This is a genomic window from Flavicella sp. IMCC45668, from assembly GCF_057219105.1.
The window spans coordinates 2,875,925-2,899,668 of the sequence record NZ_CM170114.1 but is presented as its reverse complement, the minus strand read 5'-3'; the positions used below and the strand labels follow the sequence as shown (position 1 = coordinate 2,899,668).

14 protein-coding genes and 1 pseudogene are annotated in these 23,744 nt (G+C 34.5%); 6 read left to right on the top strand and 9 right to left on the bottom strand.

Annotated elements, in window-relative coordinates:
• Positions 1–70: 70 nt before the first annotated feature.
• The 3 genes and pseudogenes from AC2DZ0_RS11760 to AC2DZ0_RS11750 all read left to right on the top strand — a co-directional run.
• Positions 71–2,311, top strand: a complete 2,241-nt coding sequence (locus AC2DZ0_RS11760) for a DUF7133 domain-containing protein (RefSeq protein ID WP_484641956.1) — start codon at positions 71–73, stop codon at positions 2,309–2,311.
• 130 nt (positions 2,312–2,441) lie between these two features.
• Complete coding sequence (gene panB, locus AC2DZ0_RS11755) at positions 2,442–3,260, top strand: 3-methyl-2-oxobutanoate hydroxymethyltransferase (RefSeq protein WP_484641955.1); 819 nt, start codon at positions 2,442–2,444, stop codon at positions 3,258–3,260.
• A 22-nt stretch (positions 3,261–3,282) separates the two neighbouring features.
• A pseudogene (locus AC2DZ0_RS11750) lies at positions 3,283–4,215 on the top strand (2-hydroxyacid dehydrogenase); the annotation flags it as partial.
• Positions 4,216–4,637: 422 nt separating this feature from the next.
• On the opposite strand, the gene AC2DZ0_RS11745 reads toward AC2DZ0_RS11750, so the two are convergent.
• Both AC2DZ0_RS11745 and AC2DZ0_RS11740 read right to left on the bottom strand, forming a co-directional pair.
• Entirely contained in the window at positions 4,638–5,123 is a 486-nt protein-coding gene (locus AC2DZ0_RS11745) for a GNAT family N-acetyltransferase (protein ID WP_484490252.1), read from the bottom strand.
• A gap of 3 nt (positions 5,124–5,126) precedes the next feature.
• Entirely contained in the window at positions 5,127–8,000 is a 2,874-nt protein-coding gene (locus AC2DZ0_RS11740) for a M16 family metallopeptidase (protein WP_484641954.1), read from the bottom strand.
• Positions 8,001–8,209: 209 nt separating this feature from the next.
• On the opposite strand from AC2DZ0_RS11740, the gene AC2DZ0_RS11735 reads away from it, so the two are divergent.
• Together AC2DZ0_RS11735 and AC2DZ0_RS11730 are read left to right on the top strand one after the other, a co-directional pair.
• Positions 8,210–9,214: a sugar kinase gene (locus tag AC2DZ0_RS11735; protein ID WP_484490250.1), complete on the top strand. Its 1,005-nt coding sequence runs from the start codon at positions 8,210–8,212 to the stop codon at positions 9,212–9,214.
• 475 nt (positions 9,215–9,689) lie between these two features.
• Positions 9,690–11,078, top strand: coding sequence for a helix-turn-helix transcriptional regulator (locus AC2DZ0_RS11730; protein WP_484641952.1), 1,389 nt, complete (start codon positions 9,690–9,692; stop codon positions 11,076–11,078).
• Between the two features lie 174 nt (positions 11,079–11,252).
• Here AC2DZ0_RS11730 and AC2DZ0_RS11725 read toward each other — a convergent pair whose 3' ends face one another.
• The 5 genes from AC2DZ0_RS11725 to AC2DZ0_RS11705 form a co-directional block, all read right to left on the bottom strand.
• On the bottom strand, positions 11,253–12,536 hold the full coding sequence (locus AC2DZ0_RS11725; protein ID WP_484490248.1) for a glycoside hydrolase family 117 protein: 1,284 nt from the start codon (positions 12,534–12,536) through the stop codon (positions 11,253–11,255).
• Positions 12,537–12,747: 211 nt separating this feature from the next.
• Positions 12,748–14,160: a sulfatase gene (locus tag AC2DZ0_RS11720; protein WP_484641950.1), complete on the bottom strand. Its 1,413-nt coding sequence runs from the start codon at positions 14,158–14,160 to the stop codon at positions 12,748–12,750.
• Position 14,161: 1 nt separating this feature from the next.
• Positions 14,162–16,558, bottom strand: a complete 2,397-nt coding sequence (locus AC2DZ0_RS11715; protein ID WP_484641949.1) for a glycoside hydrolase family 88 protein — start codon at positions 16,556–16,558, stop codon at positions 14,162–14,164.
• A 96-nt stretch (positions 16,559–16,654) separates the two neighbouring features.
• On the bottom strand, positions 16,655–17,980 hold the full coding sequence (locus AC2DZ0_RS11710) for a Gfo/Idh/MocA family protein (protein WP_484641948.1): 1,326 nt from the start codon (positions 17,978–17,980) through the stop codon (positions 16,655–16,657).
• A gap of 19 nt (positions 17,981–17,999) precedes the next feature.
• On the bottom strand, positions 18,000–19,370 hold the full coding sequence (locus AC2DZ0_RS11705; protein ID WP_484641946.1) for a 3-keto-disaccharide hydrolase: 1,371 nt from the start codon (positions 19,368–19,370) through the stop codon (positions 18,000–18,002).
• A gap of 207 nt (positions 19,371–19,577) precedes the next feature.
• On the opposite strand from AC2DZ0_RS11705, the gene AC2DZ0_RS11700 reads away from it, so the two are divergent.
• Positions 19,578–20,732, top strand: a complete 1,155-nt coding sequence (locus tag AC2DZ0_RS11700) for a hypothetical protein (RefSeq protein WP_484641945.1) — start codon at positions 19,578–19,580, stop codon at positions 20,730–20,732.
• 73 nt (positions 20,733–20,805) lie between these two features.
• On the opposite strand, the gene AC2DZ0_RS11695 is transcribed toward AC2DZ0_RS11700, so the two are convergent.
• Complete coding sequence (locus tag AC2DZ0_RS11695) at positions 20,806–22,209, bottom strand: sulfatase family protein (RefSeq protein ID WP_484641943.1); 1,404 nt, start codon at positions 22,207–22,209, stop codon at positions 20,806–20,808.
• A gap of 1 nt (position 22,210) precedes the next feature.
• Positions 22,211–23,680: a sulfatase family protein gene (locus AC2DZ0_RS11690; protein WP_484641942.1), complete on the bottom strand. Its 1,470-nt coding sequence runs from the start codon at positions 23,678–23,680 to the stop codon at positions 22,211–22,213.
• Positions 23,681–23,744: the final 64 nt, after the last annotated feature.

The following is a 23,744-nucleotide window of genomic DNA, read 5'->3' as shown; positions in this document are numbered from 1 at the left end:
TTTTGTACATAAAAAACTTTGAAATTCTGTACTTTAGTAGACCGATTTACAATTTTAATAACAATACCCAATGAAGTTCTTAAACACTTACTTTTCAATTTCAATGCTTTCCTTGCTTGGAATGGCATCTTTGTCCACCAGCTGTGATAAAAAGGAAATAGTAGAAGGCAAAATATACCAGAAACCTGAAATCATAAAAGATCCTGTAGTTGACTTTCTTTCTCCAGAGGAAACCCTAAAAACCATGCACTTACCAGAAGGCTATCGAATAGAACTGGTAGCAAGTGAACCTATGGTAAATGAACCTGTAACAATGGCTTGGGATGCGGATGGAAAATTATATGTTGCCGAAATGCTAACTTATATGCAAGACATTGATGGAACGGATCAATACAAGCCTTGGAGTAGAGTAAAATTACTTGAAGATACTAATGGAGATGGAAAAATGGACAAAAGTTCAATTTTTATCGATAGTATTATCTTACCTAGAGTTATACTTCCTTTAGATGACCGTTTGATTGTTGGAGGTACTTTTCAGAGAGATCTTTGGGGCTACAGAGACACCAATGGTGACGGGGTAGCAGATGAAAAAAAATTAATGCACAAAATCCCCAAAAGAGATAATTCTAATCTTGAGCACCAACCTGCAAGCATGATTTATAGTATTGATAATTTCATGTATTTATCAAAAGGATCTATTAGATATAAACTTAAAGGAAATAAAATTGTAACAGATACTTTGGCTGATGCTCCAGCAGGACAATGGGGATTGACACAAGATGAACAAGGTCAAATTTTTTATTCAAGCGCAGGTAGTGAGGTTCCGGCTTTAGGATACCAGCAACACCCATCTTATGGTAATCTTGAAATGCCTGGTAAATGGGAACCTGATTTTGACAAGGTATGGCCTATCATCGGTACTCCAGATGTACAAGGAGGAATGAAACGATTAAGAGAAGATGGAACCTTAAATCACTTTACCGCAAGCTGTGGACAATCTATCTTTTTAGGAGACAACTTACCTGCTTATGGCGACTTGTTTATTCCTGAACCTGTAGGACGCTTAATTCGCCGTGCAAAAGTAAATATCGTTGAGGGTCAAAAAGTATTAAGCAACCCTTACCATGAAACTGAATTTTTAGCCTCAACCGATATGAACTTCAGACCGGTAGAAACTAAAACAGGTCCGGATGGTTGTTTGTATATCGTAGATATGTATCGTGGAATTATTCAAGAGGGGAATTGGGTTAGAAAAGGAAGTTTTTTAAGACCTGTTGTGGAAAGAAAAAAACTTGATAAAAACATAGGAAAAGGTAGAATTTATAGAATTGTTCATGACGATTATACACCAAGCAAAACCGTAAAACTTTTGGACAAGACTCCTGTTCAATTGACTGAGTTTTTAGGACACCCTAACGCTTGGTATAGAATGAATGCTCAAAAATTAATTGTAATCAAGGGAGACAATTCGGTTGTACCAGCACTACAAGAAATTGTAAAAAACAGCAACAACCCATTACAAAAAATGCATGCACTTTGGACTTTAGAAGGTCTAGATGCTATCGATCAAAACTTATTACTAGAAAAATTTAAAGATGATGATGCTAGAGTACGAAGAACGGCCGTGAGAATTAGCGAATCCTTTTTAAAAGAGAATAACGAAACTGTTCTTGCAGCAGTAGATGCTCTCAAAAAAGATGCTGATAAAGAGGTTCTTTTACAGGTACTTCTGTCACTTAGATCTAGCTCTCATGAAAATGCAAAAAAAACAATGCGAACCATAGCCTATAGGGAGTTTGGAAATGATGTGATCGCAACTACTGCAAGAGAAGGGCTTAAAGAGGTACCTCCAGTAATCGAAGAACTTAAGAAAAAATACATTTTACAAAACGTCAACGTACGTAAATCCGTGGTTCAAGGATATCTAAATTTTAAATCTATCTGTGCTTCTTGTCATGGAGGAGACGGAAAAGGAATTGAAGGTCTAGCTCCAAGTTTAGTAGGATCTCCTCGTGTTACTGGTAACTGGGAAATAACCTCAAAAATTGTAATCAACGGATTAACCGGACCTATTGATGGAAAAGAATATGCCGGAGTTATGGCTCCAATGGGACATCAAGACAACAATTGGCTTGCAGCAGTGCTTACCTATATAAGACTAGAGCTTAATGATGCATCTCCTGTGACAGGTTGGAAACTGAATAGAATCAGAAATCAAACAAAATTGAGAGATACTTATTGGACTATAGATGAATTATATCCCAAAAAGGAAAAACAAAATAAAAAGAAGAAAAAATTAGCGACTCACTAAATTTTTCTATCGGGATAATCATTATGGTTATCCCGATTTTCTTTTAAAAACTTTGGCTATTTGAAATGCCTTGTGCAATTTTCATAAATCTTTCCGTATTTTTGCGATCTGACTTTTAATTAAACATACCATGTCTACCGCACAAAAACAGTACAAAAGAGTTACTACCAATTCACTGATTGAAATGAAACACAACGGTGAAAAAATCTCTATGCTAACCGCATACGATTACACTATGGCAAAAATAGTGGATGCTGCTGGAATCGATGCCATTTTAGTTGGAGACTCTGCTTCAAATGTAATGGCAGGACATGAAACGACATTACCTATTACTTTAGATCAAATGATTTACCATGCGAGCTCTGTAGTACGCGGATGCGCAAGAAGCTTGGTGGTGGTAGATTTACCTTTTGGTAGCTATCAGTCAGATCCTAAAACAGCTTTGAGATCTGCCATCAGAATCATGAAGGAATCTGGCGCACATGCTATTAAATTAGAGGGTGGTACAGAAATCAAACAATCTGTAAAAAAAATATTAAAAGCTGGGATTCCTGTAATGGGACACCTTGGATTAACACCACAATCTATCTACAAATTCGGAACCTATACCGTTAGAGCTAAAGAAGAAGAAGAGGCAGACAAACTTTTAAAAGATGCAAAAGCACTTGAACAACTAGGATGTTTTTCTATTGTTTTAGAAAAAGTACCCGCTGCCTTGGCAGAAAAGGTTGCCAAAGAGATTTCAATTCCAGTAATTGGTATTGGTGCAGGTGCAGGTGTAGACGGTCAAGTTTTAGTTACTCATGATATGGTTGGAATGACACATGAATTCAATCCTAGATTTTTACGTAGATATTTGAGCTTATATGATGATATGTCAAATGCTTTTAAACAATATAGCGAAGATGTAAAATCACAAGATTTCCCTAACAAAACAGAACAGTACTAACATATTCGTTCCTACATTTCACATGAAAGTTTTACATATAGATAGCAATCATCCTGTTTTAAAATTAGGTTTAGAGAAATTAGGATGTTCTAATGAAGAAGATTTTACCTCAAACAAGGAAGAGGTAGAATCCAAAATACATAACTATGAAGGAGTTGTTATCAGAAGTCGTTTTAAAATTGACAAACAATTTATAGACAAGGGTCATAACTTAAAATTCATTGCTAGAGTTGGTGCAGGACTAGAAAGTATAGATATTGAATATGCTGCCAAAAAAGGCATCCAATTAATTTCTGCTCCAGAAGGAAACAGAAATGCTGTAGGTGAACATGCGCTAGGAATGCTATTAGCTCTCTTTAATAAAATCAAACAAGCAGACAACCAAATTAGAGAAGGGAAATGGCTGCGTGAAGAAAATAGAGGACTTGAATTAGATGGTAAAGTTGTTGGACTGATTGGCTACGGAAATATGGGAAAATCCTTTGCCAAAAAACTAAGAGGTTTTGATGTTGAAGTACTTTGTTATGACATTAAAGAAAATGTAGGGGATGAAAATTGCAGACAAACAACGCTTACAGAAATCCAAGAACGAGCAGATGTATTAAGTATTCACACTCCATTTAACGAACTATCAGACAAGATGATAAACTGGGATATTATTTCTCATTTTAAAAAATCTTTTTTCTTGATTAATACAGCCAGAGGGAGTGCTGTTGTTACAGACCATCTTGTACAAGCCATGCAAATGGGAAAAATTCTTGGAGCATGTCTAGATGTTTTAGAATACGAAAAAGGTTCTTTTGAAAACTTATTTGAAAACAAAACATTACCACCTGCTTTCGAGTATTTAATTCAATCCGAAAATGTTTTATTATCTCCTCATGTCGCAGGCTGGACAGTTGAATCTAAAATAAAACTGGCACAAACTTGCGTAGATAAAGTTGCAGCTCATTTTTTTAACATTCACACAAAACCAAAACCTGAACCAACCAGCAACAAAAAAGTTACAGGGATCGGCGGAGTATTCTACAAAACGAAAAACCCACAAGCCACTAGAGAATGGTATCGTAGGCATTTGGGCTTAGAAACAGATAATTACGGAAGTACTTTCTGGTGGAAAGATGAAACTTTTAAACCGGCAAGCACGCAATGGTCTCCCTTCCCAAAGGAGACAAACTATTTCAATCCTTCCTCTAAAGAATTCATGATCAACTTTCGTGTAAAAGATTTAGATCAATTACTAATAGACCTAGCCAATTCGGGAGTTGAAATAATTGACAAACCTGAGATATTCTCTTATGGAAAATTCGCTTGGGTTCTCGATCTAGATGGTAACAAAATTGAACTTTGGGAACCGATTGACATCGAAGAATAAAACTAACGTCCAATAACTTCTATATAGGCAGCCAATTCTTTTTCATACATTTTTACAGCATTCCAATCTTTATACATAATGGCACCAGATTTTTCATAAAAATCTATCGCATTTGTATTCCAGTCTAAAACATCCCATTCCACTCTACGCACCTTTTTTTCAAAGGCATAGCGCATTACTTCATTATACAAAGCTTTCCCAATTCCCAAACCTCGTTTTTCCTCTTTCACAATCAAATCTTCTAAATGAACTGTTGGTCCTTTCCATGTGGAGTACCTATAATAGAACAAGGCAATACCAACAATTTCTCCTGAAAGCTCTGCAACAAAAACTTGAAATTTTGGCTGTTCAGAAAAGCCATCTTTTTCTAAATCAGCCACGGTTACCTCCACAGCATCGGGTTCTTTTTCAAATACAGCCAATTCTTTTATCAAAGACCAAACTGCACCCATATCCTCCTTTACACCAAATCTAATATTGTACTCCATATACTATTTTTTAACTACTGTTTCTGGGTTTAGCGTAGCAACAAACTTGTTTTTCATCCCATATTTTTTAGCCACATCCTGAATGTTTTTAGCCTTCAAATCATTGATTCTATCAACTTTTAAATTCGGATCCTTTAATTCTTTTTTATTGAAATCCGCATTTTTAATTCTATTCAACCAAAATCTGTTCTTTTTCATTTGTTCCTTATGCTCTAACAATTGCGTTTCTTTAACTTTAGCCAAGTCCTTAGCTTGTGGCCCGTTATCAATAATTTTTTGCAACTCTTCTAAAGCACTTTTTTGTAACATCTCTAATTTTTCTGGTCCACAAGGAAAACTAATGGTTAATTGATAAGATCCATAAGGATTTTTGGACATGCCGCCTCTAGCTCCTACACCATAAACACCACCTTCTTCCTCTCGTAACTTCTCAATTAGCTTAATCGACAAAACCTCTCCTAAACTTTTTAAGTAATAATCCTCTTCGGCATCATATGTTGTTTCTCCTCTAAATTGAATTTTCACTAAACTTTTTGGTTCGGTTCCTTTTTGGACATGCTTTTCTAGCTCTCCATATAAAGGTCTATAACCATTATCTTTAAAAGATTCATTTGTTTTAGTACTAGGCAAACTTCCAATATACAATTCAACATAATCCTTGAGCACCTGCGGATCTAAATTCCCAACAAAATAAAAATTAAAATCACTTGCATCTGCAAAGCGCTCTCTATATTTCTCAACAGCTAAATTATAATCTGTATTAGCCCAATTCTCTTCCGTTGGAAAACCAACATAGCGAGGATTTTCACTATTCAAAAAGGCATCCACCTCAACACCAAAAAAAGTTCTAGGCTCAGATAAAGCGTTTTTTAAATAAGCCTTCATCTTAGCAACATGAGAATTATATGCCTTTGGATCATTGTTTAATTTGGTGAAATACAAATGTACTAACTGAAACAAGTACTCAAAATCTTTCGGAGTTGCACTTCCATGCATACCCTCACTTAAGGTATGAATCGTTGGGGTTACACTTGCCCCTTTTCCTGTAAGAATTTTCTTTAATTCTGTTTTAGAAAAACCGTTTACACCTGCTTCAGTTAACGCTGAATTAGCAATATCGGTCTTTAAAAACTCTTCATCTGAATACAAAGAGGTTCCTCCATAACTAAATGCTGTAAATACAATTTGATTGTCCTTAAAATCAGTTTGTTTGTATACAATTTTAGCTCCATTATTAAGCTCTAACCTGGTGATTTCATTGATACTATCCGTTGTTTCGCTTAAAACCACACCTTTCTTAAGCTGTATTCCACGCATCAAATCAACATCAACAGTTGCATCCTCATACGGAGTTAATTCCATGTTTTTCACATTATCCAATACACCCAACACCTCAGCTTCAGTAATCTCAGGAACTCCTTCTTTATCCGGACCCGTAAATACAACTACCCTATTATCTTCATGAATGTACTTCGTTAACAACCCATTACAATCCTCTAAAGTTATGGTTGGCACATATTTTTTTACCATTTCAAACTCCCAAGCAATACCAGGAATAATTTCTTCTTTTAGATAGTTACGGATGTACTCATTTGCATAGCTCTTAGATTCATTTTTATTACGTTCTTTATAAGCACGTTCATATCTGTTGGTAATACTAATTTTTGCACGATCCAACTCCCCTTGTTGAAAACCAAATCGCAATGCTCTTTCGTTTTCAACTACTAAAGCTTTCAAAGCATTTAATTGCCCTTCTTCACTTGTTAAAGCATAACTTTGATACACCTTATTATTTCTTGCCCAAGTACTTCCATATCTTGCACCTCCAAAAACATAAGGTGGATTTTCTTTATTTCTTAACTCATCAAATCGATTGTTGATCATATTTGAAAACAAACTATTGATCAACTGTTCTTTATAATCCTGCTCCGTAGCAACCTTTTTTGCTAAATCCGGATCTTTATAATACACTTGTACTACAGATCTTGAAGCTTCTGCATCTTTTTCAATAGCCACAAAAGTCTGCTTATGATTCGGGGTATTATAAACTTCTCTCTTTTTTACATTTTTTGGAGCTTTATATTTACCGAAATGCGATTTTATTTTTTCTTCCAAAACCGACACCTCTACATCTCCTACTGCCACAACAGCCATTAAATCTGGACGATACCAGTCTCTATAAAATCTTCTCAAATCTTCATAAGTAAAATTCTCTAGTACCTCCTTTGTCCCTATAGGCAACCTTTCTGCATACCTAGAATCATACATTAATTTTGGCAAATAATTTCCAAGCATTCTTTTCTCAGCACCTAAACCCAATCGATATTCTTCCAATACCACACCACGTTCTTTGTCAATCTCCTCTTCTGTAAGGGATGCATTAAAAGCCCAATCTTCTAAAATCAAAAATCCTTTTTCCAATTTTTCTTCATCATCCGAAGGAATCGGAAGAATATAAACCGTCTCATCAAAACTAGTATATGCATTTAGATGAGCTCCAAATTTAACTCCAATACTTTGCAGGTAATCTACTAGTTCATTTTTATTAAAATGTGTAGAACCATTGAAATTCATATGCTCCATAAAATGAGCCAATCCTAATTGTTTTTCATCTTCCAAAATAGAACCTGCATTTACTACCAAACGCAATTCTACCTTTTGAGCTGGTTTTGCATTTTTTTGAATATAATAGGTCATTCCATTGGACAAAACCCCTTTTACAACATTAGAATCAATAGGAATACTAGAAATTTTTTCATTCGTTTTTACTCCTTTTTTCATGTTGGAAGTTGTATTACAACCAACTACGAAAAATGCAATAGTTACAAATAAAAACAGAGTACTTCTTAAAAATGATTTTGAAAATAAATTTTTCATTTATAGCTTTTTTAATGAATGGAAGGTAAATATAAGATTCTAAAAAATAACAACTGTAATAAGCACATTAACTTTATCATAAAAAAACACAATAGAAATTATAGGATAATCGGTTGAGTATTTCGTATAATGTATAAATCGAATAAATGAACTTAGATATATTAATTCCACGAACAAATGCGTAAATTGAAACCTTAAATGCACAAACTATGGGTAAAGTAATTACATTTGGAGAGGTACTAATGCGTCTTTCTCCAAGAGGAAACAAAAAATTCATTCAAAATAATGTTGTAGAATTTTACTTTGGAGGGACTGAAATTAATGTCGGTATTTCTATAGCAAATTTTGGAGGAAAAGTAAAACACATTAGCTGTATTTCAGATGATTTTATTGGGGATACGGCAATATCATATTTAAGAAAATTTGGTGTAAGCACAAGATGTATTGTTAGATCAAAAAGACCACTTGGTGTTTACTTTTTAGAAGTTGGAGCGGTTATGAGACCTAGTTCTATTTCCTACAACCGTTCGCATTCTTCTTTTTCTGAAATTCAACCAGAAATGGTAGATTGGGAAAATTCTTTAAGCAAGGGAAATTGGTTTCATTGGACTGGAATTACACCTGCTTTGTCAGAAGGCGCCTATAAAACACTGAAAGAAGGATTAATGTTAGCACATGAAAAAGGACTTGAAATTTCTGCGGATCCAACATATAGAAGTGGATTATGGAAATATGGAGCAGATCCTAAAATAGTCTTAAAAGATCTATTACAATATGCTACCATTTTTATTGGTGGTGTGAATGAAATAAATGAAGTATTAGGGACTAATTACAGCTATTCTGAAGAGGACTTTATTGCTGCAAGTAAAGACTTGATGAAAACATTTCCAACTATCAAAAAAGTATTTGACAAAATAAGAACTTCGTTAAATTCTTCATGGCACAAAATAAGATCTCGCATGTGGAACGGCGTAGAGTTCAGAGAAACTGAAGACCTTGACATCACGCACATTGTAGACAGAATTGGAACCGGTGATGCCTATGCAGCTGGACTCATTTATGCGTTACAAAATTATGATGATTATAAAGCGATGGAATTTGCAACAGCGGCAAGTGCTTTAAAACACACTTATGAAGGAGATGTAAATTTTGCAACTGTTGAAGAAGTGAATAGTATACTTGCAGGAAATACAACCGGTAGATTGCAGCGCTAAAAAACAAGTTTCAAAATTAAAATGACACAATCTCTCATGTTTTGTACAACAAAATTTGAGAGATTTGTTTTTTAACGCTATCGAATAACAAACTGAGAAAAAAAACGGAACCGAAAACACTGAATTTATGGATTAAAAAAATATATAAAAAGTATACAATATTTTTTTTGAAGTATATTGATGGTTTTTACTTAGTATATTTGTCAACAGAAACTCAAACTAACCAAAAAACCACAAGTAATTGAAATTCAACAAGATTAACCTCATTATCTTTATTAGTCTATGTACCACACTAAGTATTAGAGGCCAAAAAAATAAAGAAAATGATTCCTTAACATACTATACTAAGAAGCTTTCAACCGCCACAACTCAATACTCATATTTCCCTGACAATTCTTATTATATTTATAGCAAATGTTATGAATATTTTAAAAACAACAACAACTATGAAAAGGCAGCTCAGACACTATATCAAATGTCTGACTATAAAAAAGCAAAAGGAAAAACAAGCAAAGCTTTTGAACTACTTTGGGAAAGTTTATACTATGTAGAACAAACTAACAACTACTCCTTAAAAGCTGTAATCCATAGAAAAATATCTTTTTTGTATGATTTTTTCAATAAACCTAAAGAATCTACTTATCATTTCCAACAGGCATTAAACTTCTCAAAGAAAGTAACTATTAACAAGGCAAGTGACAAAAACCAGCTGAATGCAAACTACTTAAACTTAGCAACGAGAAAAAGAAATGAAGGTGACTACTTAAAAGCACTAACCTATTTAGATTCTTTGGAATTTTCAAAGAATATGATAGCGAACAACAATTATGTTTATCTATCATCAAACATAGAACGAGCCAATTTATTTCTTGCACTTAAAGATCCCAAAGAAGCAGCTAAAATTCTTTACAAGCTAAAAGCTAATCAAGATGAAAAAGATATCAGACACAAATCTAAAGTATATTTTACTCTAGGAGAGTTAAACAAAGCTAAAAAAAACACGGATAGTGCTATTTATTATTACGAACAAAGTCTAAAGGCAATTCGCAAACTTCACTTTAATGCCATACTAGAACCCAAGGTAATGTCAGAATTAGCGGGTCAATACATGAAAAAGAAAAAGGCAAAAAAAGCCTATTACCTGTTAAGAGAACGGAGCTATATCAAAGACAGTATCAATGGAGCTAGAACCGATGCCTATTCTGATCTGTTCGAAATTAAAAATAGCTACCTAGAATCCATTCGTAAAAAAGATCATCTTCTTGATGAAAAAAACATAATTATTGAAAAAAAGGAAGAAACTCAATTTCTTTTAAAAATCGTATTAGCATTGGTAATCCTCATTACCCTAGTAATTATTATCATAGGAAAAATGAGATTAAAACTTAAAAAAACTATTCTTGAAAAAAAACAAACAGAATTGCAATCAACGCTTATCAGGCAAAAAAGCGAAGCTAAAATGGAACTAAAAAGCAAAGAACTTACCTCTTATGCTTTGCAATTAATTGATAAGGACAGCGCCATTGATGATCTTTTAAACGTACTCAAAGAAAAATCTCCTAGTTCGTACAAATCGTTAAATAACAAATACAAAAAGGGGGCCGAAAACCTCTGGGATGAATTCAACCTAAGATTTACGGAAGTAAATTCTGAATTCTACACAAGGCTCAAAGAAAAACACCCGAACTTCACCCCAACCGAACAAAAGCATTGCGCCTTGATCAAACTTAAATTCACAACCAAAGAAATGGCTCGAATTTTAAACATAGAAGCCCATAGTGTAAATATATCTAGGTCTAGAATCAGAAAAAAAATAGGTTTGAAACGTTCAGACAGCTTGGAGGCCTATGTTACCAACTTATAAAAACTGGGGAATTGTATGCTAATTATATTTTCATCAATTTCCCTTTATAATCCGCTACGCTAACTAAATAAACACCTATACCTAAGGATTTAATTTGGGTCTCAGATTCTGTAGATTCACCTTTCAAAACTAGCTCCGAACGTAGATTATCAACCTATTCAATCCAACAAAAATTTAGTTCCCAATAAGAGCTTCATTTTGTTTCTGAATACGTTTTTTCTGTTTTGTGCTTAGACTTCGTTTAAAGTAATCTTCAGGAGTATATTTTACTCTTGGCTCTTTCATCTCATGATCATTCATATCCTGACTTAAATCACAGTCAAAACGTGCTAGCATGGAATGGAATTTTCCTCTGCCCCCCATTCCTATAAAATGTGCCATTCCCCATGTAATCCCTCTACCGTTTTTCGTATCTGTAAAAGCATCAGGCACAAATGGAGCTGCTGCGTAAGGCATCATCTCTGTAATAGCTGCAATTTCAAAATTCACTCCATCTTCAGCAAACTGAACTGTATTATGCTCATTACCATCTTTATAAACCATTGCAGCAATTCCTCCTTTAAAAGGAAATAAAGAAGTTTCATGCCCCGAAGAAATGACTGGATTCAAGGGATGTTTCGTAAAAGGACCTAAGGGATTGTCTGCTGTAGCAAGACCTTGCATTCTTATCCAATCTCCTTTTACCCCAAAATCCGATTTGTAGTATAGATATATTTTTCCTTTATAAACTAATGGATACGGATCATGAATTGAAAATTCATCCCACTCTCCTTTCGCTCCATTTGGAATTACAATTTTATTGTAGGGTGTCCAAGGTCCCTCTGGAGAATCTGCATAAGAAACTGCAACCGGACAATCATCTCCTCGTTTACCACTTGCCTCCATAAACCCTTGGTAGTACAAATAATACTTCCCTTTCCATTTCAATATATCCGTTGTTGTGACAGATCTCCAACCTACAATAGGTTTCTCTGGCCTACTAATGGCAACTCCTTGCTCCTCCCAATGAAATCCATCAGTACTAGTGGCATACCAAATCTCTGCTAAGTCCCAATCAGAAGAAGGAATTCTGTCTGTGCTCTTTGCAGCCCCTTGAGGCGGAGTAGGTGTGTTTCTATAGGTATACCAAACGTAATATTTCCCCTCATGAAAAATGACTTTTGACGGATCTCTTCTGCTAATGGTTCCATCATGATTATGATAATCAAATCCCTCAAGTTTTGTGTATTTAAACTGAGAAAACAATTCATTTGCTTGGGGTTTTGGTGCAGGATACGCATCGTATAATCTGTTCAATGCCGCACTCATCTCCCTGTTTGGTTTTGTCATTGGCAATCGATTCGGAAAACCTTTTTGCGATGGTTCAATCGATTCGGAATCCCTTGAACCGCAAGAAAAGGTTACAATTAAACTAACTAACAACAACCCTTTGTACGGGAATTTAAAGCTTTTGAACATATTAAGTTGAATTTATTTATTATCTGTAAAATCAAAAAGAAATCTCTTGATTCCAAAAATAATTAAACCAACAATTGGCAGCTTTGAATCCGATTATACAATACCTACACTATTTACCAATTTGTATAGACAAAAACTTAGCCTAGATAAAGAAAAAATTAAAAATCAAAACCCTTCACAACTGATCCTTATATAGACTGCAACTTTATTATTACTTTTTTCTATTTAATTTAGCCTCCAAAAGAACCGTTAACTCTTCCACCAGTTCTTCATTATTTGAAGCAATATTCTTCATCTCATAAGGATCCTTTTCATGATCATATAGTTCTACCGCACCTGTTTTATGTTTCGTAAAGCGATATCTATCCGTTCGAAGTGAAGTTGCTCTTGGATTATACGAAATGGCATTATGACCTTTCTTTTTTGGATTCTTTAAAATAGAAAGCAACGATTTACCCTCCGTAAATTCCGGAACATTGTTTCCTGTTAACTCACATAAAGTAGGAAATAGATCAATCGTTTCCACAACTGAATTTGATTTCTTTCCTTTCTTTTTAAGAGCTGGGTAGGAAATCATAAGCGGAGAATGCACCCCTTCTTCAAATAAATTATGTTTTCCCCAAATGCCATGATCGCCAAGATTCCATCCATGATCTCCCCATAAAACTACAATAGTATTTTTATCTGCACCTGTTCTTTTTAACTCCTTTAACAGCTTACCAACCTGGGCATCTGCATAGCTCACACAAGCGGCATAATGCAACCTAACTTGCTCTGCAAATATTTTATCTTCATTAGGATTCTTCCCCCAACGGTTGTATTTCATAAATTCATTTGATTTATGCCAGGTAGATGTTCCTATTGGTTTCTGTGGACTTGGAATTTCCGGTAACGTAGTGTTTTTGTATAAATTCAAATATTTTTCTGGAGCTCCAAATGGCAAGTGAGGTCTAATAAACCCTACTGCTAAAAAGAAAGGTTTCTCTTGTTTTTGAGTCAAAGTACCTAATGTTTTTATCGCTTGTTCTGCGATGCTTCCATCAGGATATAAGAAATCGTCTCCGGCAACACTTTGATACACGTCCATTTCTCCACTTTTCACCCTTATTTCTCCCTTAGCCAAACCATGCATAGCTCCTCTTGGATGTTTCCATTCTGCCACAGGCATCAGGTGTTTGTCCCACGCATTGGGCATTTCAACAACATTAGGATCATCCCAATTTTTTCCACCCAGACCACCAGGGTGATGTGAAACTTTTCCAATCGAAACAGTAGTATACCCAGCATCCTTAAACCATTCAGGCATACTAGGTGAACTCAAACCTTGTTTTGCTTTTTTTGATCTCAAAAACAAAGCATCATTCTTTGGTGGTCCATAAACCCCTGTAAGCAAGGTATACCTAGAGGGACCACAACTAGGAGCATTTACATAATGATTCAAAAACACTCTGCTTTTTTTGGCCAATGCATCAATATGTGGTGATTTTATATATTCCGCTCCAAAACAAGCCAATTCAGGACGTAAGTCATCCACACAAATCAATAAAATATTTTGTTTTTGTTGACTAACTATTCCACTTGTAGTTAGCATAAAACAACCTAATATAAATAGTATTTTTCTCATATTATTCTATAATCAAACCTTTTACATCAGCATGATAATTCACAAAAGAATCCCAAGGTCCATTTAACCAAATTAACACTTTATGCCCTTCATCCGAAAGTAAAATAGGTCTGATATTTCTGAATTCAGAATCCTTTGTAAGTGCTTTCCACTGAATACTTGAAATATCATCATTGGCATTTATTTTTGCAGTATATATTTCATGAATATTATTCATCTGGGCTCCCGTACTAGGGTTTACATCGGTAGAAATATAAACACGTGTTGGATCTTCAGGATCAAAAGTCATTAACCCCGTATAACTACTTTCCATAGTGTATAAACATTTTCCGGCATAGGCAATCTCTTTATCTATCCATTTTGATCCATCCCATAAAACAATTCTAAATCGATGGTCATCATTACTCAAATACAAAGTATACCCAATATGCGGATTGTTATTTTCATCTTTCCCCATAGCACAGGTCCACGCACTATTTGGCACACTTTCAAATCCTTTTGGCTTTTTCTTTGTCTCACTACCTAGAAACAATTTCTCAGCTTCTGGGGTTCTCAATGGCTCACCATTCGCTACTTTTATCTTTGAACCATCTACATTATAGAAGGTCCCATTTTTAAACTCTGCATAGTACAAACTATTCCCATAGGCTCTTGGGTGACCATCTGTAAAAGAAACGCCAACCGTATTCGCATCTTTTTGTATATACCTAGCATACGGACGCTGTCTACCCTCAACATCATCAGCAATAAAGTGAGTTCTATTTCCCCAGGTCAAACCATGATCTTTAGAGGTCATATAAGTAGGATTAAATGAAGGGCCGTCCCTAAAGAAATTGTACAAAGTTTTTTCATTTTCCAAATAATGTAAATTCATATAAGTGACACCACCTCTCCCTGAATATTCATGCAGAAAGGTTTTTGTATCTGACCATTTTAAATAATTTTTGGAGGAAGAAATACTATAATAATGTTTATTCTCATTCGCATGTCTTGCCCAAACGGAAAGTATACTCCCATCCGGTCTTGCATAAAACGCAGGCGTATCATGGTCATCTCTTTGAAATTTTTTATCCAAAACTACCGTACCTTCATCCGTCTTTTTATCAAGATCAAAAACACTCACTTTTACATCACCATTTTGACCACTTACACCTCCGATAACTAATTTTCCATTATTTATAATAGCTCTTGGGTCTTGGTACCAACACCAACCACCATCTTTCATAAAGGTAATTTCCTTTGTATTTTCGGATTTATGAGAAGACAGTTCTTTCTGTTTAATAAATTTATACACCTCTGAACTTGCCGCTAAAAATGCCCCTGTTCCATACACTTCTGAATACTCTTTAAAACTATTTCCAGGAGCAGCTCCTACAGGCTGAATATATCCAACCATACCTTCCTTTGAAACACATTTCTCAAGAGCATTCCAACCTTTTAACATTACCGGTGTATATACCTCTGCATCTAAAATTCCATTATTGATTCCCCATGCCAAACCAAACACAAAAAAAGCAGAACCACTCACTTCTTTAATAGGGTAAGCCCTTTCTCCACCCAATAAACCTGAAGACCAGGTTCCATCTTTTCTTTGGGTATTTTTCAAACTACTCGCCATTTCCTGAAACAGGTTTATATAGAAAGGGGTTTTGTTCCAATTCTCTGGAAAATCTGGAATCATCAATGCCAAGCCACCAAACACCCATCCATTTCCACGGGACCAAAAAAGTTTTTTACCATTTTTTTCGGTTTGTTTCAAATAAGATTTATCTCTAAAGAAAAGCTTCTCCTCAGTATCCCACAACAAATCATAGGTCATATGATATTGTTGATCCATGTACTCTAAATACTTCTCATCTTTGGTCACTTTTGATAATCTTGCCCAAACCGGCGGAGCCATAAATAATGCGTCACACCATGTCCAATGTAAATCATCTTTTTTTTCACTTTTCATGATGGCATCAAATTGTTTCCTCGTTGGATTGATAAGCCCTTTTTTACCGAAAAGAGTATGTAAACTCAAATACATTTGTCCAACAGCATGGTCATCAGCATGAAACATTCTTTTATGTAATTTCCATTGATTCTTTTTTCCTATCCCATATAACCATTTCGTATAGGTTGGATCTCCAGTAATTTTAGAAAACTCAAACATCCCGGCATACAAGGCTGCACAGGTCCAATCCAAATCGTTGTATCGATTTCTATTCTGCCATTTTTTAAGCTCTCCTTTTGGCAGTGCACGGTAAGTACCCATATCTTCAAAAGTCTCAATTTGCCAATCTGCAACCTTTGTCGCAATGGTTTTTATTTCTTTTGAACTTGGTTCCTTTATAGGTTCATCACAACCCATCAAAATACAGACGAGCGCAACTAGGTTTATAAATTTAATAGTCATGGTTTTAAATTTAGTTGGTTATTATGGAAATACAAAAAAAGCGTATTCAATTGCATTTTAAAACAAACAAATACGCTTTATAATTTAATGGAATTATTACAGTTTAGGCTCCCAACCTTTTTCGTAATCTCTTTTCCACATTTTTTTTGCTTTTTTATTTTTAATTACTCTTCCTGTTTTGGGATCTACATCCAAACTTTCACCTAAGGCTTGAGATATATTTCCTAAGTGACACAATTGAGTTGAAATGGCTCCGTCTGCAATAGGAGACTTTAACGCTTCTCCTTTTAAAATTGCATTCGCAAAGTTTCTCATATGATTCACCGTTAAACCGTCAAACCCGCGAGTATCAGCAGTATCATTTGAAGTACCTTGTTGATTTTCTCTAAGTGTTTTTATTTTCTTTCCTTTTAAATCGAACAGTTCATATTTTCCTCTATCCAAAACAATTGTTCCTTCAGTTCCAAAAATTGTTGCACCACGACCCCCAGTTGGTTTGTATGCGTTGCAGCTTCTACCATCCCAAGTAATCATTTTCCCACCTTCAAATTCATAACTTGCCATTTGTGTATCATAATACTCCCAATCATCTCCTTGATAATGCAAACGTCCACCAGCAGAAACTACTCTTGTTGGATAATCTACACCTAATGCCCAACGACATATATCTATTTCATGAGTTCCATTATTATGTATTTCACCCGTTCCCCAAGTTTTAAACCAATGCCAATTATAAGGATGTACATTATTTCTATATGACTCTCTTGGAGCAGGTCCTTGCCATAAATCCCAATCTAAAAAAGAAGGAACCTCAACTTGTTTTCCTACACCAATAGATTTACGAGCATTTCTATAATGCGCCTTTCCGGCATAAGCTTTTCCAATAATACCATCCTTGATATCTACCATAGCGATAGCTGATGTTTTGGAAGAACGCTGTTGGTTCCCCATCTGGCATTGTTTGTTATATTTCTTTTGAGCAGCGATTAATAATTCATTTTCATGAGGATTATGACTACACGGTTTTTCTACATATACATGTTTTCCTGCTTGCATTGCCATAATTGCCATCGGTGCATGCCAATGCTCTGGCGTTGCAATTACAACAGCGTCTATATCTTTATTTTCTAATAAAACTCTAAAGTCTTTTTCCTTAACAGGTGTATTTCCATTTGTATTAGAAACATATCCTTGAAATTTATCAAGTCTATTTTTATCTACATCACAAATATGCGTTACTTTACTATTCCCACTTTGCCCAATGGCTTTAGCCAAACTATGTGCACGACCACCACAACCTAAAATAGCAATATTTACTCTTTCGTTAGCTCCTAATATATTTGAAAAACCCGTTGCACTAACCAATCCTATTCCGGCAGTTGTTAACGCAGTATTTCTTACAAATTCTCTTCTTGTTATCATTTCAAATGCTTTTTTGGAATTATTTCAATTCTTTAATTTTAATATTTTTAAAATGTACTTCATCTCCATGATCTTGTAATAAGATCAAACCTTCAGATGCTTCACCAAAATTTGGCCATTTGCTATATTTACTATAAGCCACTAGTGCTTTCCATTGCTGTGTTCCTCTTTCGTACTCAACAACTTTACAACCATTTAAGTAATGTGCTACTTTTGATCCATTTACAACAATACGAGCTCTATTATAATTAGCACCTCCATTTACATATTTCAAAGGTCTTAAACCTTTCACATGAATTCTGGAATCTGCTTTTATCAAATCATATAAAGACCCTATCGTTCTTTTACTATTCACTCCTTTTTTAGCATCGGGATGATGCTTGTCGTCAAGGATTTGAAATTCACAACCAATTGCGGAACCTTTTCCTTTATTTAAATTCGTGTCAACAAAATATTTTATTCCGCTATTTGCGCCTTTCGTAAAGTTAAAGTCTAACTCTAGTTCAAAATTCTTATAAGCTTTAGTTGTAACAATATCACCACCATGCTCAGATTCGCCACCTCCAGAGGCATGTACTGTTAAAATACCATTCTCCATAGACCATCCTTTTTCTGGAAAATCATTTCGTTTAGCACCTCTCCAACCTTCAGATGTTTTTCCATCCCATAGTAACTTCCAACCTGCTTGCTTTTCAGCTTCTGTTAATTCATTGTGTAAATAACTAACCTGAGGAGCCGTTAACACCCCAAAATCTGGGGCAGATTTAAGTTCCGTCACTTTGATATTTCTCCATTTGTTAAGCTTTCCTTCTTTCTCTTTATTTTTACCAATAGAATGTATTTGTAAAGCAAAAATTCCCTTTTCAACCGTTTCCTCTAAAAGATTTGAAACATTGACACCATTAATCCAAGTAGCCACATGGTTTCCATAGGCAATCACCTTTACTTTATTCCATTCTCCACTTTTCTTAGTTGCACTTTTTGCGGCAGGATTATATTCTAAAGGATAGCGCCATCCTTTTCTACCTTGCTCATACAATCCTCCAGACCATGCTCTTTCGCTATCATCTGCCTCTACTTGTAATCCATAAAAATGATTCTCTTTCGTATTATGACTTCGTATCTGAACTCCAGAATTCAATCCTTCTCCGATAATATATTCATACTCCAAAATAAAATTTGTGTATTCTTTTTTGGTCGCTAAAAATGTAGTAGGCGTGTTCATTGTAGAAACTCCTACAATTACATTATCTTCTACTCTAAATTCTGCTGTTCCGTTTAAAACCTCCCAACCTCTAAGATTTTTACCATTAAAAAGGTTTTTTGATTTTTGCGCATTTAAATTTAATCCGATCGCGATTAAAATTAAAAAGATGATCTTTTTTCTCATTGATTTATTTATGTTGAAGTTATGTTTTGTGTATAATATAAGTAATAAAAAATTTGACAGGAAAATTTGTGTTCGCACACGTATTTGTATCAAACCTAGGCTCTAAAATACTTCATTTTGATTAAAAACAGTATATTTAACCAATTTTTAACTGTATTTGTAACGGTTAAATTCAAAAACAAAAAAACCGTACAAACCTAATTAGCAATGCTTTCAAACGAAAAAAAACTTGAACTTACTGAAAACATCTTAGAGAGCAAAGTTTTTCAGAAGTCCCCAAAAAGTTCAGCTCTTTTAAGATATTTAGTAAAAGCTACCATTGAGGGTACTTATCTTAAAGAAGATGTTATCGATTTTGAATTTTTTGGAGAGAAATCAAATTTTGATAGAAACAACCCTAGAGTAAGGGTAAACATGTACCACCTGAGAAAAAAATTAGATAAATATTATCAAACAGATGGTCAAAACAGTTTATGGAAATTAACTATCGAAAAAGGCCAATACCATGTTGATTTTGAAAACCAAACAAAGAACAAACCCTCTTTTACAAAAAAACACTTTATTCAAGCATTTCCCTATATCACATTGGGGATTGTAACTAGCATATTTTTAGTAACAACCTACTTTAAAACGTATCCTGAAATTTGGAAAGATTTTTTCACAAATAAAAAAGAAACAACGTTAATTGTAGGAGATGTTTTTGGAATTGCAGGGAAAACAATTACAGGATCTAGTGGATGGACAAGGTCCTATAACATCAATAACATTCATCAATACTTAAATCTGATTTCAGAAAAACCAGAACTGGAACATACTACTAGCCCATCAGATTATTCTTATTCTTCTAGTATGGGTGTAATTTCATCTCATTGTTTAACTCAATTATTCACCAAATTTGAGAATTCTTTTGACATTCGTTTTTCTTCATCAATTTCTGTAGAAGATATCAAACGTACCAACATCATTTATACTGGTCCCTTGAAAAATGAGAATAAATTTATTTCTTTATTCAACGGTTCCAATCCGAACTTTAATATCAAAAAAAATAAAATATCTTATATCGACCCAATAACTCATAAATCAAAATTTTTTAGAATTGATGTTGGTAGTGAAGGGGATAAAGATCTTGCAATCGTTTCAAAATTTAAAGGTCCTTTGAACAATCAAGTTTTTTTATTCTTCTCTAATCATGATTTAGGTGTCAAAGCAACCGTTGAAAAATTCACCAATATTGACTCTTTAAAAGCTTTCAACAAAAGGTATTCGATCGGAAATAAAAATTTTACGGCAGTTTTTGAAGCGGAAGGAAAAGAAAGAACAAATTTAAATTTAGAAACTTTAAAAGTTATTCCTTTTGAATAAAACCAAAAAGCAATCGAATCCCTGAAGAAATTATGAAAAAAACTCACTTCAAGGATTCAAAAAACTATTCTAATTATTCAATGGCTTGCAGCTGTTTAAAATAAGAAACATTCCAAGCAACAGGGCTTTCCATATCTTTAAACCATTGCTTAAATTCTCTAGAAAACTCTTTCACTTTCTTAGGATATAATGCTGCTAAATCGTTTGATTCCCTTGGATCATTAGACAAATCATATAGCATGGGAGCATTGTATTCTAACATTTGAACCAATTTCCATTTCCCTTTTCTAACGGCCCATGCAGGCGGTGGATCATCTTGTCTATAAGGTAATTTCATTCCTCGTTTATACTCCTTCCCTGATCTAGCAACATGAGACCCTGCCCAAAATAGTGTTTTGTGAATTTCTTTCTTTTTTTCACTTTTAAAAACAGGGAGAATATTTTCACCATCTAGAATATCTTTCTTGGATGGTTTGATATTTGCTGCGGCTAAACTTGTTTTCAAAACATCTAAAGAACTAACCATTTCATTTCTAACAACACCAGAAGGAATTTTCCCCGGCCATTTCATCAAAAACTGAACATGATAACCTCCTTCCCACTGCTCTCGTTTAAAACCTCTCCAAGGTTCATTACTTCCTTTCCACCAATTGGGCAAACCTCCGTTATCACTTAAAAAAAACACCAATGTATTTTCTTCCAAATTCATCTCTTTCAGTGACTTCATCAAACGTCCGATACTATCATCCAAAGCATGTACCATGGCCATTTGTTTGGCAATTCCTTTAGGCTGGTTTTTATATTTATCAATATACTCTTTAGGCGCTTGATTCGGACCATGAACTGCATTGTACGCTAAATACATAAAAAAAGGTTTCTCTTCCTCCGAGACCTTATTCTTTTCAATAAAATCAATGGCAACATCTGTAAACTGAAAAGTTAAATAGTTATGCTTTTTAACCTTCTTTCTGCCCTCAAATAAAATTGGAGAATTAAAATAATCCGTTTGAGCACTGTTGAAACCATAATAAGTATCAAACCCTCTATCTAATGGATGTTGTCCTTTTAATTTTACACCTACATGCCATTTCCCAATGGCAGCAGTAGCATACCCTGCTTCTTTGAAATAAGTTCCCATCACTTTTTCAGAAGCAGGTACTCCGGGTCCTTTTTGACTATCATAATTAGCATAAACACCAAAACGCTGTTGGTATTTACCCGTTAACAAACCAGATCTAGAAGGCCCACAAACCGATGCCGTTACATATGCATCTGTAAAGCGAGCTCCTTCCTTTGAAATTTGATCAATATTTGGTGTTTTACACCTCGATGCTTTCCCCGCATATACTCCTGTGGTGGCATAGCCTAAATCATCTGCCACGATAACCAAAATATTTGGCTTCTTATTTTGAGCATTTGAATAAATACATAAGAGAAACGCAATAAAAAGTACTGTGTTTTTAAAACCTATTTTCATATTATTCAATTTCAAGTAACTCTTTCTCAGCCGCTTTCTTTTCTAATTTATCATATAAATCCTTGTACATTTTCAATCTAAGTTTTTGATAATTACCCGACTGCAAAAATATATTCGATTTATTTCCCTTGTTCCATTCATTCCAAAGTTCAGCTAGTTCCTTTTTCTTTTTCTTTTCTTTCAAAACTAAATCCACCGATTCATACGGGTCTTTTTTCATATCAAAAAACTCAGGTTTTGCATTTTTCTTATTTCTCAAGAGGTATTTACTTTTTTCCGTTCTTACTGCCCAAGCCATTCCATCCTGCATTCTCCAATACAAAGCATCATGAGGTGACCCTTTTTGTTTCCCTTGTAAATATGGAATTAAATTTGTTCCTTCTAAAGCTTCTCCAGAGGTATCTCCATCTCCTAAAGCTACTGATGTTGCTGCAATATCCAAAGCAGATACTAAACCATCAAATTCTTTAACCTTGAAATTTCCTTTTGGCCAATGCACTATAAAAGGAACATGACACCCTCCTTCATACATACTACCTTTACCCTCTTTGAAATTACCATTGTTCGCCCAATCATCACCTTTTTTAGTAGGTCCTCCATTATCTGATAAAAAGAATATCAATGTATTCTCGTATTTACCCGACTTTTTAAGTGCCTCCACAACAATTCCAATTCCCTTATCCAATTCATCTACCATAGCAGAATAGACTCTTTTTCTTTTATTTTTTATATGACCATATTTCTCTATCGTTTCTTTTGGAGCTTCTAAAGGCATGTGAGGTGCATTATAGGCCAAATACAAGCAAAAAGGGTCCTTACTACTGGTCACAAATTTTGCTGCATCTTTACTTAATGCGGTTGTCAAATACTCTTCAAACTCCCCAGGTTTATTGTTTCTAGTCAAAGGCCAATAGCTACCTTCATTAGCACTATAATGAGGTTTATTATTTTTCGGATTGATCAAAGGCATGTGCGTCTTTACATTTTCTGGAAAATAGGAATGTCCTCCAGATAAGAAACCATAAAAATAATCAAAGCCTCTATTGTTAGGGTGAAATGTATCTGAACCTCCCAAATGCCATTTTCCAATAGCCCCAGTTTTATAACCAGATTTATGTAACCTCCTAGCAAATGTTTTTTCTTCTAGGGGTAAACCATTATACATATCAAAAGGAGAATTAGTTAAATTAATCTCCATTCCAAAACGTGCTTGATACCTCCCTGTTACTAACCCAGCTCTCGATGGTCCGCAATAAGGATGTGTAACATAACCGTTTTTAATAATAACCCCTCCTTTTGCTAGTTTGTCTAAATTAGGTGTTTTAATGTCTTTTGCACCTGTAAAACCTAAATCTGCATACCCTAAATCATCGGCTAAAATGACCAATATATTAGGTTTTTGATTTTGTCCGATAGCTACTTGAATTGTAAGAAACAATGTAAGTACCCAAGCTGTTGTTGTGTTTTTCATCTTTGTTATTTTAGTAATTCCAAAGATGCAACAAACATGCTCTAGGTATGGTATCAAATGTTTT